This window comes from Cryobacterium sp. N19, from assembly GCF_002929595.1.
Classification (GTDB): Bacteria; Actinomycetota; Actinomycetes; order Actinomycetales; family Microbacteriaceae; genus Cryobacterium; species Cryobacterium flavum.
Genome location: NZ_PJJR01000053.1, coordinates 449,038 through 474,233 on the forward strand (window position 1 = coordinate 449,038; position 25,196 = coordinate 474,233).

26 protein-coding genes and 1 pseudogene are annotated in these 25,196 nt (G+C 65.4%); 15 read left to right on the forward strand and 12 right to left on the reverse strand.

The annotated features are described in order from the left end of the window. Positions 1 to 21: 21 nt before the first annotated feature. From CXY78_RS17925 to CXY78_RS17940, 4 genes are all read right to left on the reverse strand, one after another. Complete coding sequence (locus CXY78_RS17925; protein ID WP_369827349.1) at positions 22 to 2,166, reverse strand: multicopper oxidase domain-containing protein; 2,145 nt, start codon at positions 2,164 to 2,166, stop codon at positions 22 to 24. Between the two features lie 469 nt (positions 2,167 to 2,635). Beyond that, positions 2,636 to 2,998: a DUF2249 domain-containing protein gene (locus CXY78_RS17930; protein WP_104090476.1), complete on the reverse strand. Its 363-nt coding sequence runs from the start codon at positions 2,996 to 2,998 to the stop codon at positions 2,636 to 2,638. Between the two features lie 71 nt (positions 2,999 to 3,069). Next, the gene (locus tag CXY78_RS17935; RefSeq protein WP_092339924.1) at positions 3,070 to 3,747 is read right to left on the reverse strand and encodes a metalloregulator ArsR/SmtB family transcription factor; all 678 of its coding nucleotides are present in this window, start codon (positions 3,745 to 3,747) and stop codon (positions 3,070 to 3,072) included. A gap of 4 nt (positions 3,748 to 3,751) precedes the next feature. After that, positions 3,752 to 4,810 (reverse strand): DUF2332 domain-containing protein, encoded by a 1,059-nt coding sequence (locus tag CXY78_RS17940; RefSeq protein WP_104090477.1) that lies wholly within the window; start codon positions 4,808 to 4,810, stop codon positions 3,752 to 3,754. A 90-nt stretch (positions 4,811 to 4,900) separates the two neighbouring features. Between CXY78_RS17940 and pepN the strand changes: the two genes are divergently transcribed. The 5 genes from pepN to CXY78_RS17965 all read left to right on the forward strand — a co-directional run bounded on the left by pepN (position 4,901) and on the right by CXY78_RS17965 (position 10,933). Beyond that, complete coding sequence (pepN, locus tag CXY78_RS17945) at positions 4,901 to 7,444, forward strand: aminopeptidase N (RefSeq protein WP_104090545.1); 2,544 nt, start codon at positions 4,901 to 4,903, stop codon at positions 7,442 to 7,444. A 224-nt stretch (positions 7,445 to 7,668) separates the two neighbouring features. Continuing rightward, complete coding sequence (locus CXY78_RS17950) at positions 7,669 to 8,805, forward strand: mechanosensitive ion channel family protein (RefSeq protein ID WP_092339921.1); 1,137 nt, start codon at positions 7,669 to 7,671, stop codon at positions 8,803 to 8,805. Positions 8,806 to 8,898: 93 nt separating this feature from the next. Next, positions 8,899 to 9,306 (forward strand): globin, encoded by a 408-nt coding sequence (locus CXY78_RS17955; RefSeq protein ID WP_369827350.1) that lies wholly within the window; start codon positions 8,899 to 8,901, stop codon positions 9,304 to 9,306. Positions 9,307 to 9,482: 176 nt separating this feature from the next. Further along, positions 9,483 to 9,905, forward strand: coding sequence for a GNAT family acetyltransferase (locus CXY78_RS17960; protein WP_104090479.1), 423 nt, complete (start codon positions 9,483 to 9,485; stop codon positions 9,903 to 9,905). Positions 9,906 to 9,955: 50 nt separating this feature from the next. Beyond that, positions 9,956 to 10,933, forward strand: coding sequence for an epimerase (locus CXY78_RS17965; protein ID WP_092339919.1), 978 nt, complete (start codon positions 9,956 to 9,958; stop codon positions 10,931 to 10,933). Here the strand turns inward: CXY78_RS17965 and CXY78_RS17970 are convergent. Then, positions 10,911 to 11,441: a MarR family winged helix-turn-helix transcriptional regulator gene (locus tag CXY78_RS17970; RefSeq protein ID WP_092339918.1), complete on the reverse strand. Its 531-nt coding sequence runs from the start codon at positions 11,439 to 11,441 to the stop codon at positions 10,911 to 10,913. The genes CXY78_RS17965 and CXY78_RS17970 overlap by 23 nt on opposite strands. A gap of 91 nt (positions 11,442 to 11,532) precedes the next feature. Here CXY78_RS17970 and CXY78_RS17975 point away from each other — a divergent pair, with 91 nt between their 5' ends. The 5 genes from CXY78_RS17975 (at position 11,533) to CXY78_RS17995 (ending at position 14,718) form a co-directional block, all read left to right on the forward strand. After that, complete coding sequence (locus CXY78_RS17975) at positions 11,533 to 12,213, forward strand: NADPH-dependent F420 reductase (RefSeq protein WP_233206233.1); 681 nt, start codon at positions 11,533 to 11,535, stop codon at positions 12,211 to 12,213. A 17-nt stretch (positions 12,214 to 12,230) separates the two neighbouring features. Next, positions 12,231 to 13,274 (forward strand): LLM class flavin-dependent oxidoreductase, encoded by a 1,044-nt coding sequence (locus CXY78_RS17980; protein WP_104090546.1) that lies wholly within the window; start codon positions 12,231 to 12,233, stop codon positions 13,272 to 13,274. 73 nt (positions 13,275 to 13,347) lie between these two features. Continuing rightward, complete coding sequence (locus tag CXY78_RS17985) at positions 13,348 to 13,539, forward strand: hypothetical protein (protein WP_092339916.1); 192 nt, start codon at positions 13,348 to 13,350, stop codon at positions 13,537 to 13,539. A gap of 81 nt (positions 13,540 to 13,620) precedes the next feature. Next, positions 13,621 to 14,091, forward strand: a complete 471-nt coding sequence (locus CXY78_RS17990) for a DUF1772 domain-containing protein (RefSeq protein WP_104090482.1) — start codon at positions 13,621 to 13,623, stop codon at positions 14,089 to 14,091. Between the two features lie 48 nt (positions 14,092 to 14,139). Beyond that, positions 14,140 to 14,718: a DUF488 family protein gene (locus CXY78_RS17995; protein ID WP_233206236.1), complete on the forward strand. Its 579-nt coding sequence runs from the start codon at positions 14,140 to 14,142 to the stop codon at positions 14,716 to 14,718. A gap of 12 nt (positions 14,719 to 14,730) precedes the next feature. On the opposite strand, the gene CXY78_RS18000 is transcribed toward CXY78_RS17995, so the two are convergent. Continuing rightward, positions 14,731 to 15,372 (reverse strand): DNA-3-methyladenine glycosylase, encoded by a 642-nt coding sequence (locus tag CXY78_RS18000; protein ID WP_092339914.1) that lies wholly within the window; start codon positions 15,370 to 15,372, stop codon positions 14,731 to 14,733. 195 nt (positions 15,373 to 15,567) lie between these two features. Here CXY78_RS18000 and CXY78_RS18005 point away from each other — a divergent pair, with 195 nt between their 5' ends. From CXY78_RS18005 to CXY78_RS21110, 4 genes are all read left to right on the forward strand, one after another. Continuing rightward, positions 15,568 to 16,248: a hypothetical protein gene (locus CXY78_RS18005; protein WP_104090483.1), complete on the forward strand. Its 681-nt coding sequence runs from the start codon at positions 15,568 to 15,570 to the stop codon at positions 16,246 to 16,248. A gap of 229 nt (positions 16,249 to 16,477) precedes the next feature. Next, complete coding sequence (locus CXY78_RS18010; protein ID WP_104090485.1) at positions 16,478 to 16,879, forward strand: hypothetical protein; 402 nt, start codon at positions 16,478 to 16,480, stop codon at positions 16,877 to 16,879. Between the two features lie 94 nt (positions 16,880 to 16,973). After that, entirely contained in the window at positions 16,974 to 17,342 is a 369-nt protein-coding gene (locus tag CXY78_RS18015; RefSeq protein ID WP_092339911.1) for a VOC family protein, read from the forward strand. 1,382 nt (positions 17,343 to 18,724) lie between these two features. Continuing rightward, entirely contained in the window at positions 18,725 to 19,345 is a 621-nt protein-coding gene (locus CXY78_RS21110; RefSeq protein ID WP_158252795.1) for an META domain-containing protein, read from the forward strand. A 361-nt stretch (positions 19,346 to 19,706) separates the two neighbouring features. On the opposite strand, the gene CXY78_RS18035 is transcribed toward CXY78_RS21110, so the two are convergent. After that, positions 19,707 to 20,696: an NAD-dependent epimerase/dehydratase family protein gene (locus CXY78_RS18035; RefSeq protein ID WP_092339909.1), complete on the reverse strand. Its 990-nt coding sequence runs from the start codon at positions 20,694 to 20,696 to the stop codon at positions 19,707 to 19,709. 136 nt (positions 20,697 to 20,832) lie between these two features. Beyond that, positions 20,833 to 21,144, reverse strand: coding sequence for a hypothetical protein (locus CXY78_RS18040; RefSeq protein WP_104090489.1), 312 nt, complete (start codon positions 21,142 to 21,144; stop codon positions 20,833 to 20,835). Positions 21,145 to 21,233: 89 nt separating this feature from the next. On the opposite strand from CXY78_RS18040, the gene CXY78_RS21775 reads away from it, so the two are divergent. Further along, the gene (locus CXY78_RS21775; protein ID WP_233197299.1) at positions 21,234 to 21,494 is read left to right on the forward strand and encodes a hypothetical protein; all 261 of its coding nucleotides are present in this window, start codon (positions 21,234 to 21,236) and stop codon (positions 21,492 to 21,494) included. 104 nt (positions 21,495 to 21,598) lie between these two features. Here CXY78_RS21775 and CXY78_RS22210 read toward each other — a convergent pair. From CXY78_RS22210 to CXY78_RS18060, 4 genes and pseudogenes are all read right to left on the reverse strand, one after another. Continuing rightward, a pseudogene (locus tag CXY78_RS22210) lies at positions 21,599 to 22,078 on the reverse strand (DUF222 domain-containing protein); the annotation flags it as partial. A 1-nt stretch (position 22,079) separates the two neighbouring features. Beyond that, positions 22,080 to 22,454, reverse strand: a complete 375-nt coding sequence (locus tag CXY78_RS18050) for a hypothetical protein (RefSeq protein ID WP_104090492.1) — start codon at positions 22,452 to 22,454, stop codon at positions 22,080 to 22,082. Positions 22,455 to 22,834: 380 nt separating this feature from the next. Continuing rightward, entirely contained in the window at positions 22,835 to 23,482 is a 648-nt protein-coding gene (locus CXY78_RS18055; RefSeq protein ID WP_104090494.1) for an FMN-dependent NADH-azoreductase, read from the reverse strand. 163 nt (positions 23,483 to 23,645) lie between these two features. Beyond that, a complete protein-coding gene (locus tag CXY78_RS18060; RefSeq protein WP_092339904.1) occupies positions 23,646 to 25,196 on the reverse strand; it encodes an APC family permease in 1,551 nt (516 codons plus the stop codon).

Genomic DNA, 25,196 nt, shown 5'->3' on the forward strand with positions numbered 1-25,196 from the left:
AAAGCGGATGCCCGGTGGCGATTACGGCAGCACCTCGAAGATACCGCGGGCACCCTTCTCGGCATCCGACATGATGTGGCTGACGAAGGGGTAGTCGCCCGGCTGGGTGAAGCTGAGCTCGACGAACCCGCCCTGCGCAACGGCGAGATCGAGCACCTGGGAGCCGCCGCTACCGGTGCTGCCGCCGTGCTTCAACAGGTAGTCGCCCTCCTTATACACGGTGGAGAACTGACCGCCCACGACATGGAAGGCACTGCCCACATTGGGCCCGGCCGCCAGCACCCAGACGCGCACGGTCTCGCCCGCCGTCGCCTCTAGCGGCCGGGCAGCGTATTGGTTCGCGTAGCCGTTGAAGACCACGATGTCGGGGATCTGCGTCGCCACCTTCACGGCGTCCACTTCACCGCCCTGAGCGCCGAGGTACAGCTCGGACTGTACGAGGAGGTACTCGCGGTCCACCTCCGCCCGGCCCGGCGGGTCGATGATCACCGCGCCGAACATGCCGTTGGCGATGTGCACGGACATGGGCATGGTGGAGCAGTGATAGAGCCAGATGCCCGACCGTGTGGCGGTGAAGGTGTAGAACAAGGATTCTCCGGGTGCGATGGTGCGCATCACGGCGTCTGGCGCGATATCGCCGGCGTGGAAGTCGATCGAGTGCCCGACCGTGCCCTCGTTCACCAGCGTGATCTCGAATACGTCGCCCACGGTGCCGCGCAGGGTGGGCCCTGGCGCGGTGCCGTTGAACGTCCAGAGCATCTGGGTGACGCCGGGTGTCACCTCGGTCTCGATGTTCTGCACGGTCAAGGTCTGCCGGTGGACTTTGGCGGACGAGGCGGGCGGCAGCACGGCGTCCCTCGCCTCGAAACCGGCGTCGGGTTCAGCCATCGGGTCGAGATCCTCAGCAGCGGATGCCCCGGCTGCGGCCGCACCGTGGTCAGAGTGGGTTCCGCTCGCGGCGCCCCCGGCGACGATGCTGATCTCCATACCTTGCAGCCGGTGTCCGGCAATGGAGCACCAGCCCGCCACGCTCGCGCCGATCACGCCAACGTTCACGGTCTCGGAGGCGCCCGGCTCGAGGGAGCCCGACACCAGACCGGATTGCAGGACCAAGTTGTGCACCATCTCGTCGCTATTCGTGAGGGTGATGACCAGTTCATCACCGACCGGCACCTCGATGCGGTCGGGCACGAAGCGGGTGTCGACCATGTCGACCGCCACCGTGGTGGTGTGTCCGGTCGCGGCGGCGCCGGCCGCGGAGGAGCCGGCCGCCTGGGTCGACACCGTCCAGAGGCCAGCCGAGGCCGGATCGAGCACGATGCCGACGGTAACCGTGAGCAGCAGCACACTCGCCGCCGCGAGCATCCGCCCGGCGGCACGCGGTCGATCGACGGCCGTTCGTTCTCCCGGCACCACGCGCACGAGCGGCAGGACGCGCACCCGCCGGTTGACCCGCAGGGCCCTGGTGAACAGCACCAGAAAACCGGCCAGGGTGGCCACGATCAGCACCGACAATGCCACCGTGAGAGTGCTGGAGATGGGCAGCAACGACAGGGCGAGGGCGCCATTGACGACCACGACCCGAAAGAGGCCGCCACGGTCGAGCTCGGCCGCGGTTGCCTTGAGGGCGGCCGGGCCTCCACCGAGCACGACGGGCACCAGATAGCTGAGGGCCCCGAGTAGAATCTGGGCCGCAAAGCCGATCGCGAAGTACGGCACGAGGGTTTCGACGCCGGCGGCCGCGGCCGCCCAGCTGGGGGCGAGAGCCACCAGCAACCCGAAACCGGCGGTACAGAGGGCAAACCAGATCTGGGCGGCACCGAGGCTCCAGGCGGCGAAGGTCACGGCGGGCGCCCGGCGCAGGTGCCCGATACCCTCCCAGAGCACTCGACCCAGGGCAACGAGGTAGATCAGAACGCCGAGCGCCACGAGCATCCGCTGGTCGGCCAGGCAACCGACGAGGAGCAGCCCGAGGCCGCCCGCCAATACCGGAAGGGTGCTTCCGGCCGCCACTGTGGCGCCCTCGACACGGGTATGCAGCACCGTGGGCCAGAGCAACGCAACGGTACCGATGACGGTGAGGCCCACCCACCCGAGCAGGTTGAGGCCGAGATGGCCGATGAACAGGCGTTCGTAGGCCTCGCCTCCGCCGTCGAGCCTGGCCATCAGAATGCCGAGGGTAACGCCGCCGGAGAGCATCACTGCGCTGACAATGTAGTAGCGCACCAGCGGGGCGAACCGACCCGGCATCGCTCCACGGGTCTGGCTCACGATCACCACGGCGTGGACCAGCGCGTTCAGTCCGACCAGGCTGCCTCCGACCAGCACGAGCGGGTACCACTCGGCGACCATGCCGGTCATAACCGCCATCGCGCCCCCGGTGTGCACGCTCAGACGCAGGCCGAGTGAGCGGCGGTCCCCGAGGGCCTTGTGGCGAAGCAGGGTGTCGGCGAAGTGCTGACTCCAGATCAGAATTGCCGTGCTCACCGCGCCGAGCAGCAGCAGGTGCACGAGCAGCCAGCCCGACGACGGCACCTGGCGGTGCAGCAGAGTGAGAATCACCGCGGCGGCCAGCCAGGCAGGCACCAAACTGCCGGAGACGATGTGCCAGAGCTTGTCTTTCATAGGGTGGTCATCAGCGGCGTTGGGTCAGATCAACCCGGCTGTCGGACGAGTGAGTGCGGGTGAGGCGCACGGTCCAGGTTTCGGGTCCGCTCTCGAGGTAGGAAACGGCAAAGTCGCCGAGGCGGCTGGCTTCGAGCTGTCCGAGCAGCGGCAGCGGGTTGTGCGAGGCCACCAGGTCGAGGGCGAAGCCGGGCTGAATAACACCGAGTGCGCCAAAGATCGTGGCGTGGCGAATGGCGTGTGGGATGGGGCGAGTGTCGAGAACGATGGTCTCGGTGTCGTCGTGACCGCAGGCGCACGCGTGCGCGGCGGGAGCGTCGACATCTGCGGCACCGGGCCGGCTGGCAGACAGGTTGATCGGTTCGGCAGTCATAAAAAATCCCCTTTCACCGGGTCGAATGACCCTCGTGACCAGTTTAGAGGACTTTATTCCTTTCAATCAGCTCACGAGTGCTGTGGGGACAGGTGCACGAGGCAGAGCGTCGGCTGCACGAAGGGCTCCAGGCTGATGTCCTCGGCGTCGTGGCCAAGTGAGCGGGCGAGGCCTTTCATCAGGCCCAGGTGCACCGAGCAGACCACATCGGGATTCGATCGCGCCTCGGCCCGGAACGGGCAGGCCTTCAGCGCGATTACGGCTTCATCAGCTCGAAGTTCGGGCTCGAAACCGATCTCGGTGAGCACACTCAACAGCGGAGGCACCACGTCGGCAGCGGGCCCATCGGTCGCCACCCCAGCGGCCGCGGCCGCGTACTGCGCCGACCAGCGATCGCCGGCCCGTATCGCACGGGCGCGGCCGCCGTCGGCATCCTCGCCAATGACCCCGGCGAGAGTCTCGATCAGCTGCTGCTGGGCGTTCTCTGCCGCCAGCGGCGCCGCGACCGCGCTGAACAACACGTGTGGGCGGCCGCGCTGCCCGGCCCGGGCGACCTGGCGCTCGATGAGCCCGGCCGCCTCGAGGTGCTCAAGGTGAAACCGTGCCGTCGTGATGTGAAGTCCGAGGGCGTCGGCCACGGCGGCAACGCCCAGCGGCACAGCGGATTCGGTGAGCAGCGCCAGGGCACGACGGCGCGGCTCACTGGCCAGGGCAGCGTGCCTGGCTTCATTCTGCGTGGGCGGAACCATGATTTTAGAGTAGCAGCGTGCGGTTAAACCTGCGGTTGTGGCACTCGTCCGCCGGCGTGAGCCAGTGCAGTGACCGGCCGTGCGGCTGGGTCAGGGCGATCGGCTCGCCGTCCAGCGCAAGAATGAAGGCGGATGCCGGCATGTGTTCTAACAGCGCCGGCACCTCCGCAAGTCGCTCCAGCACCCCGGGCACCACGCTCTGTCCCTCGTTCGACAGCCAGCGCACCGGCAGCCGGGTCATCTGCTCGGCGAACCGGTTACGATCAGCCTCGTTGAGGTAGGCGAGCACCGCGGTGTGGAACACCACGACGGTCGCCCCGGCTGGAGCCCGGGCAACGAGTGCTTCGATCTGTTCGCCCAGGTCACCCGACACGATCGGGGCCGGCTCCCGGCGGGCCACGGCAACCGCGGCGCCCAGTCGGGCCCGCCGGTCATCGTGCTCCGGCCAGATGAGCGCGTCGAGCCAGGCCACATCCGTCTCGCTCGACACGTCAAGCGGGTGCAGGTCGATGCCGGCGCGCCAGACGATCTCGGGCATCCGCTCGGGCAACGGAACCGGGCCGGTGACGTCACAGTCCAGAACGACCGGGCTCGGACCGTCGAATGGGTGCAGCATCCGCTCACTGCCATCAGCCAACCGATACCGGTAGCTGTACCGGTCTGGGTGCAGGCACAGACCAGCGGATGCCCCCACCTCGATCAGCGCGAGCGGCCCGGCGAGCGCCGCCAGGGCCGGCAACAGCACGGCGCAACGACCGGGCTCGTTGGTCTGGGTGGCGTGGGTCAAGCAGGTCGCGGCCACGTCGGTCCAGTGCTCACGCAGCCAGGCCGCGAACTCGGGGTACTTCCCCACCGACGCACCGTGCAGCCGTGCCGCGCTGAACACCAGGTTCGGTTGGCGCTTGACCGCGGGCAGTTGGTCGATCAGGGCAACGGTAGCGGGATCGGCCGCGACACCGGCCGCCCAGGCCTCGTAGCAGGCGCTCATTCCGCGAGCTTCCACTTCGGCGAAGGCTCGGTAGCGTTCGGCGGTGGGGACCAGTGGGTCGGTGCTTGCTCTCATGCCCACATCGTAATCATGGTTAGGCTTGCGGGGTGCGATGGCGCCACGAGTGCCAAAGCTTCACAATCGTGAATCGAATTGGAGAATCTGTTGCCTGGAGAAAATCTCACCCGCATTGAAGCGACCGAGCGCGCTGCGCTGGTCACCGTAGCGAGCTACAACGTTGTGCTCGACCTCACCAGCGGTCCCACCACGTTCGGCAGCACCACCACCGTGCACTTCACCGCCACCCCCGGAGCCTCGACCTTCATCGACGCCATCACGGCGCGGGTGTACTCGGTCACCCTCAACGGCGCCCTGCTCGACCCGGCCGTCGTGAGTGACGGCATCCGCATTGCGCTTGACGGCCTGCAGGCCGACAATGAGCTCGTCGTCGTCGCCGACGCGCTGTACACCAACACCGGTGAGGGACTACACCGTTTCGTCGACCCGGTCGACAACGAGGTCTACCTGTACAGCCAGTTCGAGGTACCCGACTCCCGCCGCGTGTTCGCCGTGTTCGAGCAGCCCGACCTGAAGGCAAAATTCTCCTTCACCGTCACTGCCCCCAGCCAGTGGCAGGTCGTCTCCAACTCCACCACGCCCACCCCGATCGATGCCGGCAATGGTGCCAGCACCTGGGCGTTCGAACCGACCCACACCATCTCGAGCTATATCACTGCGCTCATCGCCGGCCCGTACGCCGTCGTGCGCAGCGAGCTCACGTCGAGCGACGGACGCACCATTCCACTCGGGGTATTCAGCCGCAAGAGCCTCAGCGAGTACCTCGACGCCGACTACATCCTGGAGAAGACCCGCCAGGGCTTCGCCTACTACGAGGAGAAGTTCGGTTACGCCTACCCCTTCGACAAGTACGACCAGCTGTTCGTGCCGGAGTTCAACGCCGGCGCCATGGAGAACGCCGGCGCGGTCACCTTCACCGAAACGTACATCTTTCGCTCCAAGGTGACCGACGCCATCAAGGAACGCCGCGTAGTGACGATTCTGCACGAGCTGGCCCACATGTGGTTCGGCGACCTGGTCACCATGACCTGGTGGAACGACCTCTGGCTCAACGAGAGCTTCGCCGAGTGGGCGTCGACCATTGCCACGGCCGAGGCCACCGAGTGGCACGAAGCGTGGACTACCTTCGCCGTGATGGAGAAGAGCTGGGCCTACAAGCAGGACCAGCTGCCCTCGACCCACCCGGTCGTCGCGACTATCCGCGACCTCGACGACGTTCTCGTGAACTTCGACGGCATCACCTACGCCAAGGGCGGTTCGGTGCTCAAGCAGCTCGCCGCCTGGGTCGGCATCGACGCCTTCTTCACCGGCGTCGGCTCCTACTTTCAGAAGCACCAATGGGGTAACACCGAGTTGCGCGACCTGCTGGTCGAACTCGAACTCGCCAGCGGCCGCGACCTCGGCGAATGGGCAGCGCTCTGGCTCGAAACGGCCGGCGTCAACACCCTCCGCCCCGAGATCACCGTTGATGACCACGGCGTCATCACCGCCTTCACCGTGCTGCAGAGCGCGGCGCCCTCCTGGCCCACCATTCGCCCGCACCGCCTCGCGATCGGCTTCTACACCTTCAACGACGCCCGCAAGCTGGTGCGCACCCACCGGGTCGAGCTCGACGTTGACGGCCCCAGAACGAATGTCCCCGCTCTCGTCGGCCGCGAACGCGCTGACCTGATTCTGCTCAACGATGACGATCTGAGCTACGCCAAGGTGCGCCTCGACCCGGCCTCGGAGGCCGTCGCGCTCCAGCACCTCGCCGCGATCGAGAGCCCGCTCGCCCGCGCCCTGGTCTGGGGTTCGGTCTGGGACGCCACCCGGGACGCCGAAACCACGGCACGCGACTTCGTGCGCCTGGTCTTGAACAATGTCGCCACGGAAACCGAGTCGACCACGCTGCGCACGGTGCTCGGCCAGGTCGTGCTCACCGCCAGCTACTACGTGGCCGAGCCGCACCGCGAGGCGGTCGCGACCGAGGTCGCCGACGCACTCTGGACGCTCGCACAGGGCGCGGCGGGCGGCAGCGATGCCCAGTTCCAATTCGTAAAGTTCTTCGCCTCCATCGCAGCCACCGCCGCGCAGCTCGATAACGTGGCTGCTTTGCGTTCCGGCGCGACGGTACTCCAGGGCCTCGAGGTCGACACCGACCTGGCCTGGGAGCTGCTCACCGCCCTCGTGGCCGGGGGCCGTGCCACCGCGACCGAGATCGATGCGGCGCTCGAAGCCGACAACACCGCCACCGGCGCCCAGTCCGCCGCCCTCGCCCGGGCTGCCCTGCCCACGGCCGAGGGCAAGCTCGCCGCCTGGTCATCACTGATCGACGTGGACACGGCCGCGACGACAATCGTGCGCACGACCGCCGCCGGGTTCCTGCGCGTGAACGACTCGAAACTCCTCGAGCCGTTCGTCGCGAACTACTTCGACATGCTGCAGTCGGTGTGGGCGGCACGCAGCTTCTCGATCGGCGAAAAGCTCGTCATCGGCCTCTACCCGGCGCCGCTGAACAACCAGGCCCTCGCCGACGCGACGCAGGCCTGGCTCGATGCCAACCCCGAGCCGGCCGCCCTGCGCCGCCTGGTGGTCGAGAACTTGGCCGGGGTTGAGCGTTCCCTGAAGGTGCAGGCGCGCGACGCTTAAGTAGTCAGCGACAGCAAACCCCCGCACCCAGCCCTGGGCGCGGGGTTTTCGCGTCTGCCCGCCCGAGCACCCCGCACGTTCACAGCAAACTCCACACAAACCGCCGGTATGCCACTGCCTGCCTGCCCGGGCCCGGCTGAGTGCCCCGGCAGCCTGGGCGCAATGCCAGCGACCGTGGCCGGTTTCCGGGTGCCGCTGAGACCCCTCGGTAGACTGGCTTGGATATGAATTGGGATACTTTCTGGGCCGACCTCGGCGCCTACTTCGCTCAAATTACGTGGACCATTTACTTGGAGAAAATCTTCGCCGTGGCGATGATCATCGCCGTCGCCTTCGCCGTGCGCTGGGCCCTGCAATACGTGATTCGACGGGTCGTGCAGCAGATCGTCTCCGGCGTGAAGAAAACCCAGAAGGTCGATGACACGCAGGCGCTGAACGTGTCGCCGATGGCCGCCGTTCGCGTCGTGCAGCGCTCCCGTACCCTCGGGGCCGTGTTGGCGAACATCGTCAACGTCTTCATTCTGATCACGGCCCTGCTGCTCATCGTCACTACCCTGAACAAAGACATCCTTGGTTCCTTCGCCCTGCTCACGGCGGCGATCGGTGCCGGCCTCGGTTTCGGCGCGCAGAACATCGTCAAGGACATTCTCAACGGCCTGTTCATGGTGGTGGAAGACCAGATCGGTGTGGGCGATATCGTCGACGTGGGATTCGCATCCGGTGTCGTAGAAACGGTCGGAATTCGCATCACGCAGGTGCGCGACGTCGACGGCACCCTCTGGTTCGTGCGCAACGGTGAGATTTTGCGCGTTGGCAACATGTCGCAGGGCTGGGCGCGCGTCATCATCGACCTCGCCATTCCGTACAGTTCAGACGTGGAAGCCGTGCAAGACGAGCTGCTGCGCGTGGCCAGCGCCCTCGCCTCGAGCCGCAAGTGGCGCGCATTCATTCTGGAGAAGCCCGAAATCTGGGGCCTGGAGTCGATTAGCGCTGAAGCCCTCGTCACCCGTCTCGTGGTCAAGACCCGGGTCTCGGCCAAGTGGGACTTCGCCCGTGACCTGCGCCTGCACATGAAGAAGGCCCTCGACGGCATGGGCGTGCCGCTCACCCCACTCAACAGCGTCGTCATGACCACCGGCGACGGCACCATCGACGGCTCGACCGTTGAACCAATCGAGGGAGCCGTTGACGCAGCCGAAGAGGCCGCGGCCGCCGTGCCCGACGTCGTTGCCGGTGTGCGCACCGGTCCAGTCTCGGTGCGCAAGCCCCGCGGACCGCGCAAGGCCAAGCCCAAGCCCAAGGACGTTCCTGTTCCGATGAAGACGCCAGACCCTGAAACCCGCAGCGACGGCATTGACTAGCCTGAAATAACTCCAGCACACAGTAGAAAGCCGCACCACGTGACCTCTGAACGACACCCGACCGACCAGCCGACCGTCCGCGCCGGCGTCCACCTGCGCGAGGCCGAAAACGGCCCAGCCGTGGTGCCGACGTTCTTCGACGAGGTCGGCGGAACCCCGTTCTTCGAGAAGCTCGTGCACGACTTCTATGTCGGCGTGGCCACCGACCCGGTGCTGAAGCCGATGTATCCCGAAGACGACCTGGGCCCGGCCGAACACCGACTGGTCATGTTCCTCGAGCAGTTCTGGGGTGGTCCAGGCACCTACAGCGAACAGCGTGGTCACCCGCGTCTGCGCCAGCGGCACGTGCCGTTCAAGGTCAATCCGGATGCCCGCGACCGGTGGCTCGGACACATGAAAGTCGCCGTGGACGCAGCCAACCTGCCGCCGCTGCAGCGGGGCATCCTCTGGGATTATCTGGAACGCGCCGCCTTCGCCATGGTGAACAGCTTCGACGAGTAGCTCTACTGCAGCCCTTGAAATCGTCTGGTGGCTGGTCGCACAGACCCATCGGGCTGAAGATGTCGTGTCGCCGATGACACCCACACCCACACCCACACCGCGAGATGCCATCTTCGGCCCCATCGCCGCGGAACCGCAATCTCACGGCGTGTGTCAGAACCGCCGATACTAAAGACATGACAATCCGCGACCTGACCCCGGGCAACATCGACGCGGTGGCTGCGCTCTGGCACCGGGCCGGGCTGACCCGGTCGTGGAATTCACCCGGGCTTGACGCGCAGCGCGCCCTCGACGGCGACACCTCCACGGTTCTGGGCGCAGTCGACGACGAGCGGCTGGTCGGCACGGTCATGGTCGGCCACGATGGCCATCGCGGGTGGGTACACTACCTTGCAGTTGACGAGGGCCAGCGCGGAACCGGGTTGGGCAAGCGCATGATGGCTGCCGCAGAAAACTGGCTGCGCACGCACGGTGTTGTGAAGGTTCAGCTCATGGTGCGTGCGGGCAACGACTCCGTTCTGGGATTTTACGAGCACCTCGGCTACGAGGACGCCAGCGTGCAGGTGCGCTCCAAATGGCTCGTCCAGCCAACGTCATAGAAAACGCCGGCCGCGAGCATCCCGTGACCGTTGCCTCGTATGCTTGACCAGTGGGGAACATTCGAGGACGCGCAGTAATAGCCGGGGCAACGGGATTCATCGGGCAGCGACTTGTTCGCGAGCTTCGCGACCAGGGTTACGACATTGCCCGCATCGGTCGGAACGGGCCGGATGCCCGGTGGGACGATGCATCCGCTGTAAGGACGTTGATTGATGGTTCCAAGCTCGTGGTGAACTTGGCGGGGAAAAGCGTCAACTGTCGCTACACCGACCGGAACCGCGACGAAATCCTGCGCTCACGCATCGACACCACCCGTGCGTTCCGCCAGGCCATCGCAACGAGCGCGAATCCCCCACGGGTCTGGCTCAACGCGAGTACCGCGACCATTTACCGCTATTCCCTAGACCGGCCGATGACCGAAACCAACGGCGACCTGGGCACAGGATTCTCCGCGGACATCGCGCAGGCGTGGGAAGTGGAGTTCTTCGCTGGAGAGCTGCCCGCTACCCGCCGGGTGGCGCTGCGGATGGCGATCGTGCTGGGAGACGGTCCCGCAACGGCTGCCTTGGTGCGGCTGGCACGGTTTGGGCTCGGAGGTCCTCAGCTCGACGGCTGGTGGTTCCCGCATCGGCGGTATCGCGGGATCGGCACGAAACCGACCAGCACTGGGGCTCAAACCCACCACTCCCACGGACGCCAGAAATTCAGCTGGATTCACATCGACGATGTTGTCAACGCCGTGAAGTTCATCGTCGACAACGCTGCTCTTGACGGGCCGGTCAACCTGTCGGCACCGCAGATCAGTGACAACCGCACGCTCATGTCGACGTTACGACGACGCGTTGGGGCTGTCGTGGGATTGCCGGCATTCAGGTGGATGCTCGAACCAGCCATGTGGATACTGCGCACCGAACCCGAATTGGTTCTAAAAAGCCGCTGGGTGACACCGGAGCGACTGCTTCAAGCTGGATATACATTTGCCTGGCCCGATCTCGAGCCGGCGATCAACGATGTTGTGAAGCGCTAAGCGGGCGCGCGTCAGGGCGCCCGAGCAACTCGACGGCCTCGCAGGGGCTGGCCGTGGGGTGGGCTCGGTGCACACTCGTGGCCAGCGTGCCGAGGAGCCCCGCGAGCTGGTAGGCGGCATCCGCTGGTATGCCCGAGAGGATGCTGGCTTCCACGGCAGCAACGCGCGCCTCGTATCGAGTGAGAACGCTGGTTCCCTCCGCCGTGGCCCGAATCTTTCGGGCCCGGCGATCGGTCGGGTCGGGAATGCGTTCGACCAGCTTGGCGTCGACCATGCCGTCGAGCAGGTAGGTCAACACCGTGCGATCGATGGCTAGGTGCGCCCCGATGGCCTGCTGGGATGGCAGGTCGCGGTGAATGACGGTGGAGAGCACCTGATAGCAGCGCACTCCCCCGGGCAGCCCCTCGACGGCGGTCTCCAGCTGGCGCTGATAACCGCGCAGAACCATCGCGAGGTTCCACCCGAGGTCACCGGGCACCGGTGAGGTCGGGCGTAATTCGGCAGTCATGCAGGTCAGCTTACCTGAGAGCGTGATGTGGCAGAGATATTCTTTTCAACATATGATCTGCAGAGCATCATATTTCGACGGGAGCAGCGCTTTGAGCGGTCAACATGTCTTGAGCAGTCACCACGACACCACCATCGGCATTCTGGGAGCCGGGCGGGTCGGAACGGCCCTGGCCCGGCAGGCGGTTAAAGCCGGATACCGGGTGCTGATCGCGACTGCTAAACCCGCGGCGGAGAACGCCCTGCTGGTCGATATTGTGACCCCAGGGGCGGTAGCGGTGGAATCAAGCCAGGCCGCCGCATCCGATCTGGTGGTTTTGGCGATTCCGCTGCACAAGTTCCGCACGCTCCACCCGAGCGAACTCGCCGGCCGAATAGTCATCGACGCGATGAACTATTGGGCGCCGGTCGACGGCGTATTCGACGACTTCGAGAGCGATCCGCGCACCTCCAGCGAGGTCGTCGAAGAGTTTCTGCGGTACGCCCGGGTCGTGAAGTCGCTCAACCACATCGGTTATCACGAGCTCGAAGAAGACGACGAGGCCGCCGGCGTGCCGACGCGGCGCGCGCTCGCGCTGGCAGGTGACGACGCCGACGCCAAGGCATTCGTCTCGAGCTTCATCGACCGCCTCGGCTACGACGCGGTCGATGCCGGACCGCTCTCCGCCGGCCGCGCCTTCCAGCCCGCCACCGAGATTTTCACCGGCAGCCACACTGCGAACCAGCTTCGCGCCCTCATCCAGAAGAACCGTCCGCTCGCGGACGCGGCCTAAACACAATGGAGAACTCCATGCAAATTGGCGCCTACAGCTTTGGCGACACGCAACTCAACCCCGACGGCACGACGCGTGCCACCGCGGAGGCGATCAAGAACCTGTTCGACGCCATCGTGCACGCCGACCGAGTGGGCCTCGACTATTTCGGCGTCGGTGAACACCACACCGTGTCGATGCCGGCATCCTCGCCCGGCACCCTGATCGCGGCCGCAGCCGCCGCCACGTCGCAGATCATCCTCGGCAGCGCGGCCAGCATCATCTCAACGGATGACCCGGTGCGAGTGTTCCAGCAGTTCGCCACCGCCGACGCCATTTCCGGCGGCGGTCGCATCGAGATCACGGCCGGCCGCGGCTCCTCGGTCGAGACGTTTCCGCTGTTCGGGCACGACCTGAACGACTACGACGAGCTCTACGCCCAGAAGCTCGACCTGCTGCTGACGCTGAACAACAGCACGACCGAGAACGTCACCTGGTCGGGCCGCACCCGCCCGGCGATCGGCGACCTGGCCGTGGTGCCGCGCCCGGTCACCGGTTCGCTTCTCATTTGGATCGCCACCGGCGGCAGCGCGCCGTCGTCGGCCCGCGCCGGCCGCCTCGGCCTGCCCCTCTCCTACGGCATCATCGGCGGGCAGCCGCACCGGTTCGCACCGCTCGCCAACCTCTACCGGCAGTCTGCAGCGCAGGCCGGGCACACCGGCGACAACATCAAGGTGTCGGTGGCGACCCTGGGGCTGGTCGCGCCCACGAAACAGGAAGCGATCGACCGGATGTACCCGGGGTGGGTCAGGCTCAACGTGGAAATGGGCCGGCTGCGCGGCTGGCCCGCGCCACAGCGACGCGACTTTCTCGCCCAGGTCGACGCGCCCAGCGCCTATTTCGTCGGCGCCCCCGACGAAATCGCACAACGCATCGTCGACCTGCACGGGCACCTTGGCCACATGCGTCATTTTCTGCAGGGCGACTTCGGCGGCCTCCCCCAGGAACACCTGCTCGAATCCCTCACGCTGCTGGCCACCGAGGTCAAGCCGCGCGTCGCGCGCCTGCTCGCCGCCAAGTAGTAACCGGAAGCACCGACACCCCTTTCCGGGGAGGGGCTGTCGGCACGTGGTCTCGGCCGGATAGCCTGAAGTCATGTCAACGGCGCAGATCAACCCATCACAACGCTGGATCTGGTTTTTCGGAATCGTGTACAGCGTCGTGATTCTCGGAATAGGTCTGTGGGTGAGCCTGGTGACCAGCGAGTGGATCGCCATCCTCTGTGCTGTGGGACTGGTTCTCGTGCCCATCGGGGGCGTGGCCATGCGGTCGCGCAGATCCCATTAGGAATGGGTACTACGTGACGCTTCCCCGCCCGGTGAAGGACACTCGGTGCCATAAGGCTAGCGACCACCGAGCGATCATCCGATGAGCGCGGTCGAAATCGCCCTGACTATCACGGCAGCACTCGGGGCCGGCCTGACGGCGGGCGTCTATCTGGCCTTCTCCTTTTTGGTCCTGCCCGCCTTTCGCACCCTTCCCGATGCCGCCGCAGTGGCCGCCATGCAGCGCATCAATGTGAGCGCGGTTCGGGCGCCGTTCATGACGGTCTTTTTTGGCGGCGCCGCAGCATCCGTTGTTGTGATCGTGCTGCAACTCACGTCAGAGGCGCCTGCCGGACCCACCCGTATTCTTGGAGCAGTTCTCGCCCTGGCCGCGGTCGTGATCACCGTGGTGCGCAACGTGCCATTGAACAATGCCCTCGTGCGCGCCGACGCCAGTTCATCCGGCCTGACGGTTGCCTGGCAGTCCTTCGACCGGAGCTGGTCTCGGGCCAACTATGCGCGTGCGGCTGTGTCCGTCGGTGCCGCTGTCGCTCTGATCTTTTCGCTCACCTGACCCGCCGTGGTCGCCACCCGTCGACACCGCTTGGACACGACCTTGGTCATGGAACAGATTCGACATGAATTCGTGATGCCGTTTAATGGAACCATGGCAGGAACCTGTGTGTACACGATTGGGCATTCGACTCATCCGCTTGATGAGTTCGTCGAAATGTTGAGAGCAAATGGTATCGAACGGCTCATTGACGTGCGCACCGTGCCGGGGTCTCGTCACAACCCGCAATTCGGCGAAAGCGAGCTCCTCACCAGCATGCCTGCCGCCGGTATCGACTATCAGCGGCTGAGTGCGCTCGGCGGGCTACGGCACACCCCGGTGGCAGACGCAACGATCAACGGAGCGTGGCGCAACAAGAGCTTTCGTGACTACGCCGATTACATGCAAACCCCCGAATTCGTTCACGGCGTCGACGAGTTGATTGCGCTGGCGAGCACGCAGACGGTGGCGATCATGTGCGCAGAGGCCGTGCCCTGGCGTTGTCACCGATCGCTGATCGGAGACGCGCTGCTCGCTCGAGGACTGCAGGTTGCCAATGTGATGAGCCGAATCTCCACCACGCCGCACACCCTGACCAGTTTCGCGAAGGTCGACGGCATCCGCGTCTGGTACCCGCCCGAAGAATGATGCTGGGCCAGGTTACGGGCGGCCCGGTTTGTAGGCCGAGACCGACGAGGCATCCGCTAGCCAGTATCGCCAGGGGAAGTTCGTCGCACTGCCGCCGGGTCCGCTGACGCCGACGCGTGGTCCGGTCAGATACGGTAGCGCCAATCCACCGTCCGGCACGAAGAACGTCCACTGTCCGCCGAAAAGATCATCACCATCGTTGGTCAGGGTTGCCCCAAAGCTTTGAGCGACGCAGCCAGGGCCTCGCGCCAAACTCCGATCGAGAAGGGGAAATTTTCGTGGTTTGCTTTCTCGACGGCTGCGGGCGATGTCGGCTCCCTCCAGCACGTCTCCTGCTCTGATAAGGCAACCGTAGGGCTCGGCTGGTTGTCCGGCGACGAGGTTGAGCGCGTGGTGCATTCCGTAGGTGAAGTAGCAGTAGAGGTGCCCAGCGGGGCCGAACATGGTCTTATTCCGATTTGTCTGGCCCCGATAAGAGTGCGCGCCGGGGTCGCGTTCACCCGCATACGCCTCGACCTCGGTTATTCGAAGGGCCACAGTGCCATCGTCATCCGTGCGTTGCAGGATGCAGCCGAGAACTTCGGGTGCGAGTTCGAGCACCTCACGGGCAAAAAATGCCCGGTCGGCGAGATGAAACCCCTCCAGCACGTTCACGCACGCAGTCTATCGACTCCCCGCGAGCCGAGCTCGATCGCGACGTTCGGAGCATTCGCGACGTACATCGACCTCGTGATTCACCGTTTGTCGCAGCTGGCCAGGGCTGTTCTGGGCACCATAGCGTGGAGTCTGGTGAAGCGGGCTTGGTCACCTCGACTGTTTTTGGGGGCTCATATCCGTAAACCACGTGCTGTGATCGCCATGATCATTCTGGCCGGCACCTTGTCGGCCTGCCCCGCCGCATCACCCCAAGCACCACCGACCGTCGAACCGGTAGCGTCCGAAACAGCGGCCCCAGCACCAGAGCTAGCCCGCATCCTCATCGGAGCTGAGACCGCCGACATCGTGGACGACGGCGGAAACGTGCTGCTCTCACTCCGCTATTCCGAGAACGGCGATGAAGCCGTCGCTTCCGCCATCGACATTCTCGGCGAGCCACAGACCACGCATCATCAGGACGGCTCGAATCATTACCCCGAGATGGATGGGACATCCTGGGGCGGGTTCGACATCGTGGTGAACCGTTACCGGAGCGAGCGACCGTCCACCGATGAGGCCATCCCATACCTGCCGGCATTCAGTGTTCAGGCCACGGCGGCCACAACAGCCGGTGGCATCGCCAACGCCTCGGTCGACGGCACCAGCGTCGGAGATGCCTTTGACGCTGTCTCTGCCGGTCAGGACGCGAACCGAGTGCACCTGGACGACGCATTCGGCCAGCGCTCGGTGGCGCTCGACCTCACGACGTCGTTCCCGGGCATCGTCGTTGATCCCGGGATCGAAATGCCCTACGGCGTCATTGGCCAATCCGATCAGGGATCAAGCGCTATCACCAAAATCGTCGCGCCGAGTTTTCTTTTCTCGCAGGCCTAGTTCATTCCCACGCATAACGGAGTCGTGAGGATTACGAGTTCCAGCGCGGTGCGGCGGTGACTCTCCACGTCGCGGTCGAGGGCCGCCTGGCCGGTGCCACCGTCTTCCAATCGTGGGCTTCATCGGGCCAAGCTCCTTCGGTGCATGTACGTGCGCCAAATGAACGTCAGCAACGTCTCACGCAGTTCTCTTCCGTGGGATCGAGATCGACCGGTCTAGGGTGTGCAGCATGACTCGTTTCGTGATCGACGCATCGACCCTGCTGCACATCGTAGCCACCGGCATCCGTGTCGACCCGAGCCATCAGATCGTCGCGCCGGGCACCATCCGCTCGCAGGCTTTGGCCCTGCTGCTTGCGGCCGTGCGTGCCGGGGACCTCACCGACGGCGAGGCCCTCGAGCAGTACGAGCGCCTTACCGCGCTGAAGATGAGGCTGCTCGGCGACCGGGTCTCGCGCCGCACGGCGTGGCGCCTCGCCCGCGACCACGCCTGGGAGACAACCTACGAGGCTGAATACATCGCGGTCACGGCGCTTCAGGCCGACGCACTGATCACCATCGACCCGGCGCTGGCGGCCACGGCCGAAGGTCTCGTACCGCTCGCCGACCTCGACTCGCTGATCGACTTCTAGGCGCTCCAAACGGATGCCTGAGCGTTGTGGTGTGGTGTGGTGGCATGCTTAACTCTCGTGCAGGCACCCAACCTGCGGCACGAAGGAGTGCACCATGGACATGCGACTTGAACTTGTTCCGCTGCCCTCGACGGACGTCGACCGCAGCAAGGCCTTTTACGTCGATCAGTTGGGCTTTCGCCTGGATCACGACGTGGAACCCGGCAACGGCATGCGGGTCGTGCAACTGACACCGCCGGGATCGGCCTGCTCCATCGCCATGGGAGTGGGATTCAGCGCCCCCCACGCCGCGCCGGTGCAGAACCTTCATCTCGTGGTCGACGACGTCGACGCTGCCCGTGCAACCCTCATCGAAAACGGTGTTGCCGTGTCCGACGTCAACGACATGGGTGGCGGCGTGCGGTACGCCTTCTTCAGCGACCCCGACGGTAACTCCTGGGCGCTGCAGCAAATCTCGCGCTAGGGAGCCCTCCAGTGCGATATCGGGCTTCCGCCCCGGTCGACGGTGACGCCGTTGGGCGCTGTGCCCGATCCGCGAGAACTATCGCGAGAACAACGAGTAACACGGTGCCACCGACGCACACGAGACCGTTCAGGCTCAACAGGAGCGCTGGGAAGATGCCGTAGTCCGCTGCGGCACCGACGACCAAAGCCTACAGAAACAGCCATGAAGCGGATGCCGCCAGCGCGAACGCACGAACGAGTCACGTAGCCGAAAACCAGCAGCGCACGCCGCGCAGGATCATTCGAGAAGCTCTCAGCGATGAACTCCTCCAGCACCGAGCCCAGGAGTACCCAGGCGGCCTGTCCCGTCAGCGCGGCCGTTCCCAGCGGACGGCGAGCCGTGACGCTGCCGGCACCTCGAATACCCCAGGCGAACAGCAGGGCCGCGCTGAACAGTATCGTGCGAATTCTGCCGCCAAAGGGGATCTGTGAAATCGTCGATTGGGCCCCGCCATGATCACCGTGGCGAGCAGGAGCGCTCCCCCAGACGAACCAAGCGAGAGGGCCCGCCGGCGCTCGGACGGTCGGGCGAGGAACCCCCGATTCTCCGATTCCGCGTTCCCGAGGAGGATCGCTCCGCGCTGCGAAAGCTGACTGAGTCAACACATCGCAAGCAGAGCGATCTGCTGCGCGAGGGTCTTGCGCTCCTTCTCGAGCACTACAGCGGCGCACCCGCATCAATTGAGCCTGAGCCTCCGTCGACGACGGCAGGGCAATTCGTGGTGGAACTCAGCTCCCAGGAGCTCACCCTACTGCGCGGTCTGACGCGGCGCATCGACACCCAGGCACACGTCCTGTAGGAGCGGGCAAACGGGAGCAGCGGCAGGTCCGCGCGTTGGCCGCGGCCTAGAGGCGACTGACCGGGATGGGTTGCGGGCCGCATTCCGGAGCCAACAGCCCACCGCCAAAATCGCGATCGTGTCACCACGCCGGCTGTCCGACGCGAGCATCCGCTGCACTGGACAATCCCGCCGACACTCGGCCATGATCAAAGGCATGGGGATCAGGTCAGGAACTACGAAGGCAACCGCCTCGAAGCGGGCTGGGTCGGGGCAGAAGCGGGTCTGGCCAACGGATTACGCGATGGGACGACGGCGCGGGCATTGGCTATCGAGCGGGGCGGCCATGTTCGTGCTCGTGCTAACGGCGTGTGCCCAAGTCCCGGGAGGACAGGTCGATCCCAGCTCGGATTCTCCTCTCCCGGCCAGCCCTCATGCCGGCGCGGAATCTGCCGCGATTGGATTGGTCAACATTTGGCGCGTCTCGGGCGCCGAAGGTGAGACAACCGATACCTGGTTGCGGTTGGACGCACCGGAGTTCCAGCTGTGGCGAGACTGCGGCATGATCCAAGGCTCGTGGGGGGCGAGCGAAAGCCTGTTTCTTGCCTCGACCGACGCCGCGAGCGGTGAGTGCGTCACGGGAGCGACCCTGCCGCGCGTCGCCTGGCTCGAATCCGTCACGGGGTATCGGGCTCAGGGTGCTGGCTGGGAACTCAACGATGCGAACGGCGCGGTGGTCGCCACGCTCACCATAGATGGCAAGCCGGATGCGATTCCGACGGCGGCCGAGTTCTACACCGAGCCACCCGTCATCACGGATGCGATGCGCGAGGAGTTGCGTCAACCAGCTGCCCTGCCGGAAGGGTCCTCGCCGGCCACGCCCGAGAATCTGGTTGGACGGTGGCTACCCGTTGCAATCAGCGGCGCAACCGATCCGCACGTGCTTTTCGCGGCGGACGGCACGTGGACGGGCTCCGACGGCTGCAACGGAGGCCAGGGCCGCTGGGGAGCCGACGGTGCGGGAGGGCTGCTGACGACGTCCGGGGCATCGACCTTAATGGCGTGCGACGGCGCCCCTGTGCCGTTTTGGGTGGCCGAGGCCCGATTGGCCAGCGTCGACGGCGGAGTGCTACGGCTACTGGACGCGGGCGGATCGGAGCTAGGCGAACTCAAGCACGACTAGCCGGTAACGCACGTTTCGATCACGATGGGTCGAAACCGCGACCAGTCGCATTGTGTGCGGCCTAGTCTTTCGGCATGTCCACAAAGTCGCGCACGACCGAACCACGGATTCGATGGGTGGTCGCGGGCCTCCTGATCATTGCCGTCAACGTCGTGCTTCTTGGACCTCGCACGGGCCAGTGCACGGACTACACGGCCGAGTCGGGGGCGGTGAGCGCCTGTAGGAGCGAACCATTCCTGGGAATCCCCGGGGCGTGGGCAATCGGGATCATCAGTCTCGCCGCTCTGTCATACCTCGTCTATCGACTGGTGCGGCGCCCAGTTTCGCGTTGACGGCGTGACGGCCGATCACCAGCGCAGCCCTAGACACTCGCCAGCTGCCGGGCGATTTCATCCAGAAGAAGGTTCTCTTCCTCTCGAGTGAGGCCTGATCTGCGCTCCCGGTCGAGTCCGCGTTTTCGTTCGTCAGCTAGAACGTCCTCGAGGACTTCGTGCAGGTTTCGCTCGGTTCCTCCAGCGGCAACGAATCGGTCCCGGCTGCGTTGTGCAAATGCGGAGTCACTTCGGGGAAGCCACAACGGCAGCGAACGACGTCCGGCCCAATAGTTGACGCTGTGTTCGATCAGCCATTCATCATCGACCGAAATGAGATTGCCCGTATGGCCAGCCACTTGGGCGGCCGCCAGCAGAACCGTGGAGAGATCGCGTTCGCTGCCAACAGCGTTGTAAATTCCGGTGAGGCCTCGATGTCCAGCACCGATCAGCCACGCGGCCAGGTCACGAACATCAATGAATTGCACGGAACGATCTCGAACCTCCGGCAGGAGAACGGCTTCGTGCGACGCCAGGGCCAGTCGCGCGACCCAGTAACTGAACCGGTCGCTCGTGTCGCCCGGCCCAACGATAAGTCCCGGCCTCGCGATGAGTAGGTGGTCGCCAACTGCTTCAGTGGTGACGCGCTCAGCGGCAACTTTGGCCTGCGCGTAGTCATCAAAGTCGACTGCCTCGACGACAACGGCTTCTTCATCGGCTCCCGCTTCAGCGTTACTGGCGTACACGGAGACGGAGGAGACCAGCGTCCAGTGCTGCGCGCAATCGGCCAGAGCCTCGAGAGCCCCGGTGACTAGGTCAGCCTCGTAGGCGAGCTCGATAATTTCGTCCCAAGCGATGCCTGCGACCAGGACGTAAGCATCCGGTGTTCGCCGGTCGGATCGAATAAACGTCACGCCACTGGGGACAGCTCCTGACTCACCTCGAGCAAGGCACGTCACGTCGTCGCCGTTCGCCACCAACTGTTCGGCGATCTCGCGACCGAGCCAGCCCGTCCCGCCAAGAATGAGTGTGCGAGTCATGGCACCCAGTCAAGCGCAACAGCCACTCAAAAGGCGGTGGTTTCGCCCTGAGCGCAGAGGGTATCCACGACTGCCCGGGCACGTGCTGACGAATTGATCTGTCCGCTCCTATCTGGCGAGGATCGCGACGGAGGCGCTACTTTTCCCAGTTGGGTTTCTCGGCGGGACTGGCAGCGCGGTTTTGGCCGCCGGGCCGCCAGGTTTGAGTCGGGTCGAACAGGAGGGGTCCGCGTAGCCAGCGGCGGCCGTCTCTCATGTCGATGTCCCAGCCGGATGTTTCGATGCTCGCGTGCGCCGGGTTGCAGAGGAGAACGGCGTTGTCGATGTCGTCGATCCAGCCGGCACCCCGGCCGGCGAGGAGGTCGTTGATGTTGATGTGAACGAGCACCGTCGGTGCCGCCCCGCCCATGGTTGGGGTGCTCGGCTGCCGGGCGGCGGCTTCGAACACCGCGCGGAGGATTCCGGCCTGCTTCTCACTGATGGAGCGGGCGTCGGCCGATTCCTGCGGGCACGGGCTGAGCGTGGCGGGCCGGAGCCGTGAAGGTCGCCGTTCTCGCCCCGCGCCGACTCGTCATAGTCGTCGCTCCGGCCGTTCTGCTCGGTCTGTGCGTCGTCGTCGTGGCAGTGGCTCGGCTCGGCCTGTTCGCCCGCGGCGCCCTGCACGGCTTGGCTGTACTGCACGGTCGCGCTGCCCTGCTCAGCCTGCTCGCCCTGCTCGCCGAAGGCTCCACTTTCGGTGAGGCCTGCGCCGCTGTCAAGGTCGATGGTGTTGCTGTCATTTGTGTCGCTGTCGCTTGACGCGCTGCCACTAGTGGCGACGTCACTCGCGGTGCCGTCGGCGCAGGGGTCCGTCTCACGGAACGCGACTTTCGCACGGGGCGCAGCCCCGGAACCGGGTTCGCCGCCGCGCTGGAGAGGTAGGCGTCGAAAACTGTGCTGATAACGGCGCGGTCGAGGGTGGTCAGCCAGCCACTCAGGCTGTAGCCGCCGTTCGCCAGCCCACCAAAGGCCAACCAGCTGCGCCATTCCGTCGCGGCCTCGCCCGGCGCCGACCCGTCGGGCGCCAGGCGCGCCTGCCACGCAATACCCTGCAGTCGCAGCGACTCCGGCGCAAACGCGATGCCGGCGCCCGGCAGGCCCTCGGTCTCGGGGGTGATCGCACCGGACCCGCTCGCCACCAGGGAACGCTCCACTCGGTCAAGGTCATCCACCAACACGGAGGGGCGCAGTTCGTCGAGAACCTTCACGATCACCCGGGCCTGCTCCACACCGAGTTTCCCACCCTGCAATGCCTCCCCGACCACGGGGTAGGTCGGCGCGAGAGGGCGACCGAGCAGCATCCGCTCACCGGCATTCTTACCCAGCGACGCACGCTGCCGCACTTCACCGCGCGACAACCGGGCCAATAGAGACCAGCACGAGGCCGCTTCGGCAGCCGAGACGACGAGCCAGCGACACCGCCCCCGCGGCCGCCAGCTCGGTCTGATCGGCCGTCACCTCCGCCGCAGTCGCGGCAACGGACTTATCAAGATATTCGGAGCGGCGCAGCACATCCGTCGTCGAGAGCACCCGGGCACCATCAACAACCCGGCCCACACTCTCCAGGGCGAGCAACATGCTCAGCGATTCTTCATCGCCCAGCGACCCGAACGACACCCCGCCCAACGCCGCCAACAACGCATCCCGCGCCTGCTCGACCGCCACAATGACGGTGTTCGAACTGGCCTCGCTGGGGTTTTCCATGAACATGGGCGCCATTGCCTCCTTCACACCGATTCTACCTCGAATCGAACACAAAAGCGAGAGATACTCAGCATTATTTTCGGGAAAGAAATTGACCGACTTATCCAATTTCGTCTATGTCACCGCCACTTCCACAAGACAGGGACTATCACTCTCACTACCGCAGCGTTTCGGCGCGAAACCTGCGACCTCGAAGCAATGAGCGATTCTTCATCACGAATACGAGCGAGCCTGCCAGCTAGCCAGCCAGCCAGCCAGCGAAAAAGCGGATGCCGTGGCTCTCCTATTCAGAGTTCGACGGGATCATCCCACTCAAGCGGCGTAAGCGAGGACATGGCTGAAACCTACTCCGACTCAGAACCGCATTTGTGATCGCCCACTCAAGGCGGCGCGCGTCAGCCGAGGCGGCGGGCAGCTCGGGCTGCAGACTCGTGGGCGGCGGCCAGTTCCCCGTGCTGCTTGGCGACCTCGTCGGCGGGGGCACCGAATCGTTCGCTGAGTGTGCGCGTGGCGACAATCGTCTCGACCGTCATGCCCAGGGCCTTGGCCAGAATGAGCGTCAGCGCAGGAAGCGCGTGGTCGTCGAACTCCGTGGACGTTCCGGCGTCGTAGACGCCACCGCGGGTCGACACGAGCACGGCAGGGCGACCGGCCAGCGGTTGCTGACGGGCGGGATCGTCGAACGGGGCCGTCACCGCTGGCAGGTGGATGTAGTCGATCCAGGCCTTCAACGTCGACGGCATCGAGTAGTTGTAGAGCGGAACACCGATCAGCAGCACGTCGGCCGCGAGAAGTTCCGCGATGAACAGCTGCTGCAGCGCTTCCTGCTCAGCGCTGGGGTTCGCACCCTCGGGGCGGAGGTGGGGCGGAAAGTGCAGCGCGGCGTCCGTCAGGTGCGGCAGCGGCTCACGGTGCAGGTCGCGGTGAACGACGGTGTGGTCGCCGCCGAGACTGCGCCAGGTGTCCGCGAAAGTCGCGGTGATCGCGCGCGAACGCGAGGTCACGAGGTCTGCGGACGAGTCGAGGTGCAACAGTGTGGGCATTCCCACAGCCTAGGTGCAGCGAGCACAACCACTCGTGTCGTGCCTTTAGGTTCTCACGCGTTCGCCGAGGTGTGAGTTTTAGCGCGATTGAAACGTTACAAGGACCCGAAACTCACACCTCGGCGACGGTGGCGGGCGGGTGCGGGCGGATGCCTCAGTTCGCCTACTCCTCGTGCTCGCCGAACCGCGGCGCGGCCAGGCTGAGCGTCTCGCCGCGGAAGAAAGCCGGCCGCACCCGCGACTGCGCGATCATAATCACCACGCCGATCAACAGGATGGCCATACCGAGCACGAAGACGAGACCGAGCCCAAAGATCTCGGAGCCGCTGCCGTAGTTCGGGTCCATGCTGTCGACCAGGGTCGTGCAGAACAGCACCGCCAGAATAATGCCGCCGATCAGGGGAAACACGAGGGTAAAGAAGGCGTTGCGCACGGTGGCGAACCACTGGCGGCGAAAGTACCAGACGCAGGCGAACGCGGTCAGGCCATAGTAGAAGCAGATCATCATGCCGAGGGTCGTGATGGTGTCCCAGAGTACGTCTTCGCTGACGAAACGCATGATCGTGTAGAACCCGGCAGCGACGATCGCTGACGCGATGGTGGCATACCCGGGGGTGAAGAAGCGCGGGCTGACCTTGGCGTAGGCCGGAGGCAACGCGCCGTAGTGACCCATCGCGAGCAGGGTGCGGGCCGGCGAAACGAACGTGGACTGCAGCGAGGCAGCAGAGCTCGAGAGCACAGCGATCGACATGAGAATAGCGAACGGGCCGAGCGCTGGGCCGGCCAGGGCGAAGAACACGTTGCCCTGGATCGCCGGGTTGCCGAGGCCAACGCCCACCCCGCCAACACCGGCGAAAGAGATGGCTGCGATGGCGACGAACAGGTAGAGCACCATGACGATGATCACGGTGAGGGTCGCGGCCCGGCCGGGTGTCGAGCGGGAGCCCTTGGTCTCTTCCGACATGGTCAGGGTGACATCCCAGCCCCAGAAGATGAAGATCGACAGGCTCAGTCCGGCCGCGAAGGCGGAGAACGAGGTGACGGCGAAGGGGTTGAACCACGACAGCGACACCGGTGTGGGGTCGAAGGCCGTTCCGCTGGCAATGTGCACGAAGGCCATGATGCCGAAGCCGACCAGCACGATCAGCTGGAACCCGACCAGCCAGTACTGCACCTTCTGGGTGGTCTGCATGTCCCGATAGCTGATCCAGGTGGCGGCGAAAATGAAAACCAGACAGGTGCCCACGTTGATCCACGGATTGCCGGCGAGGCCAGCGATCTCGGCGCTGTTGCCGAAGATCTGCGAGAGCATCAGGTAGAAGAAGTCGACCGCGATGCCGGCGAGGTTACTCAGCACCACGACCGTGGCGGCGATGAGCCCCCAGCCGGACATCCAGCCGATCCACGGGCCGAAGGCGCGGGTAGCCCAGGTGAAGCTCGTGCCGCTGTCGGGCATCGCCTTGTTCAGCTCGCGGTAGCCGAGGGCGACCAGGAGCATGGGGATGAACCCGGCCACGAAGATCGCCGGCAGCTGTAATCCCACCTCCGCGACAGTGGGGCCGAGGGCTCCCGTGAGCGTGTAGGCCGGGGCGATGCAGGAGATGCCGATGACGACAGCCCCGACCAGCCCGACCGAGCCGGCGCTCAGCCCCTTCTTGGAGATTCCCCCGGTCGTTTTCTCAACGGCTTCGCTGGCGTTGATTTCTAGTGTCAT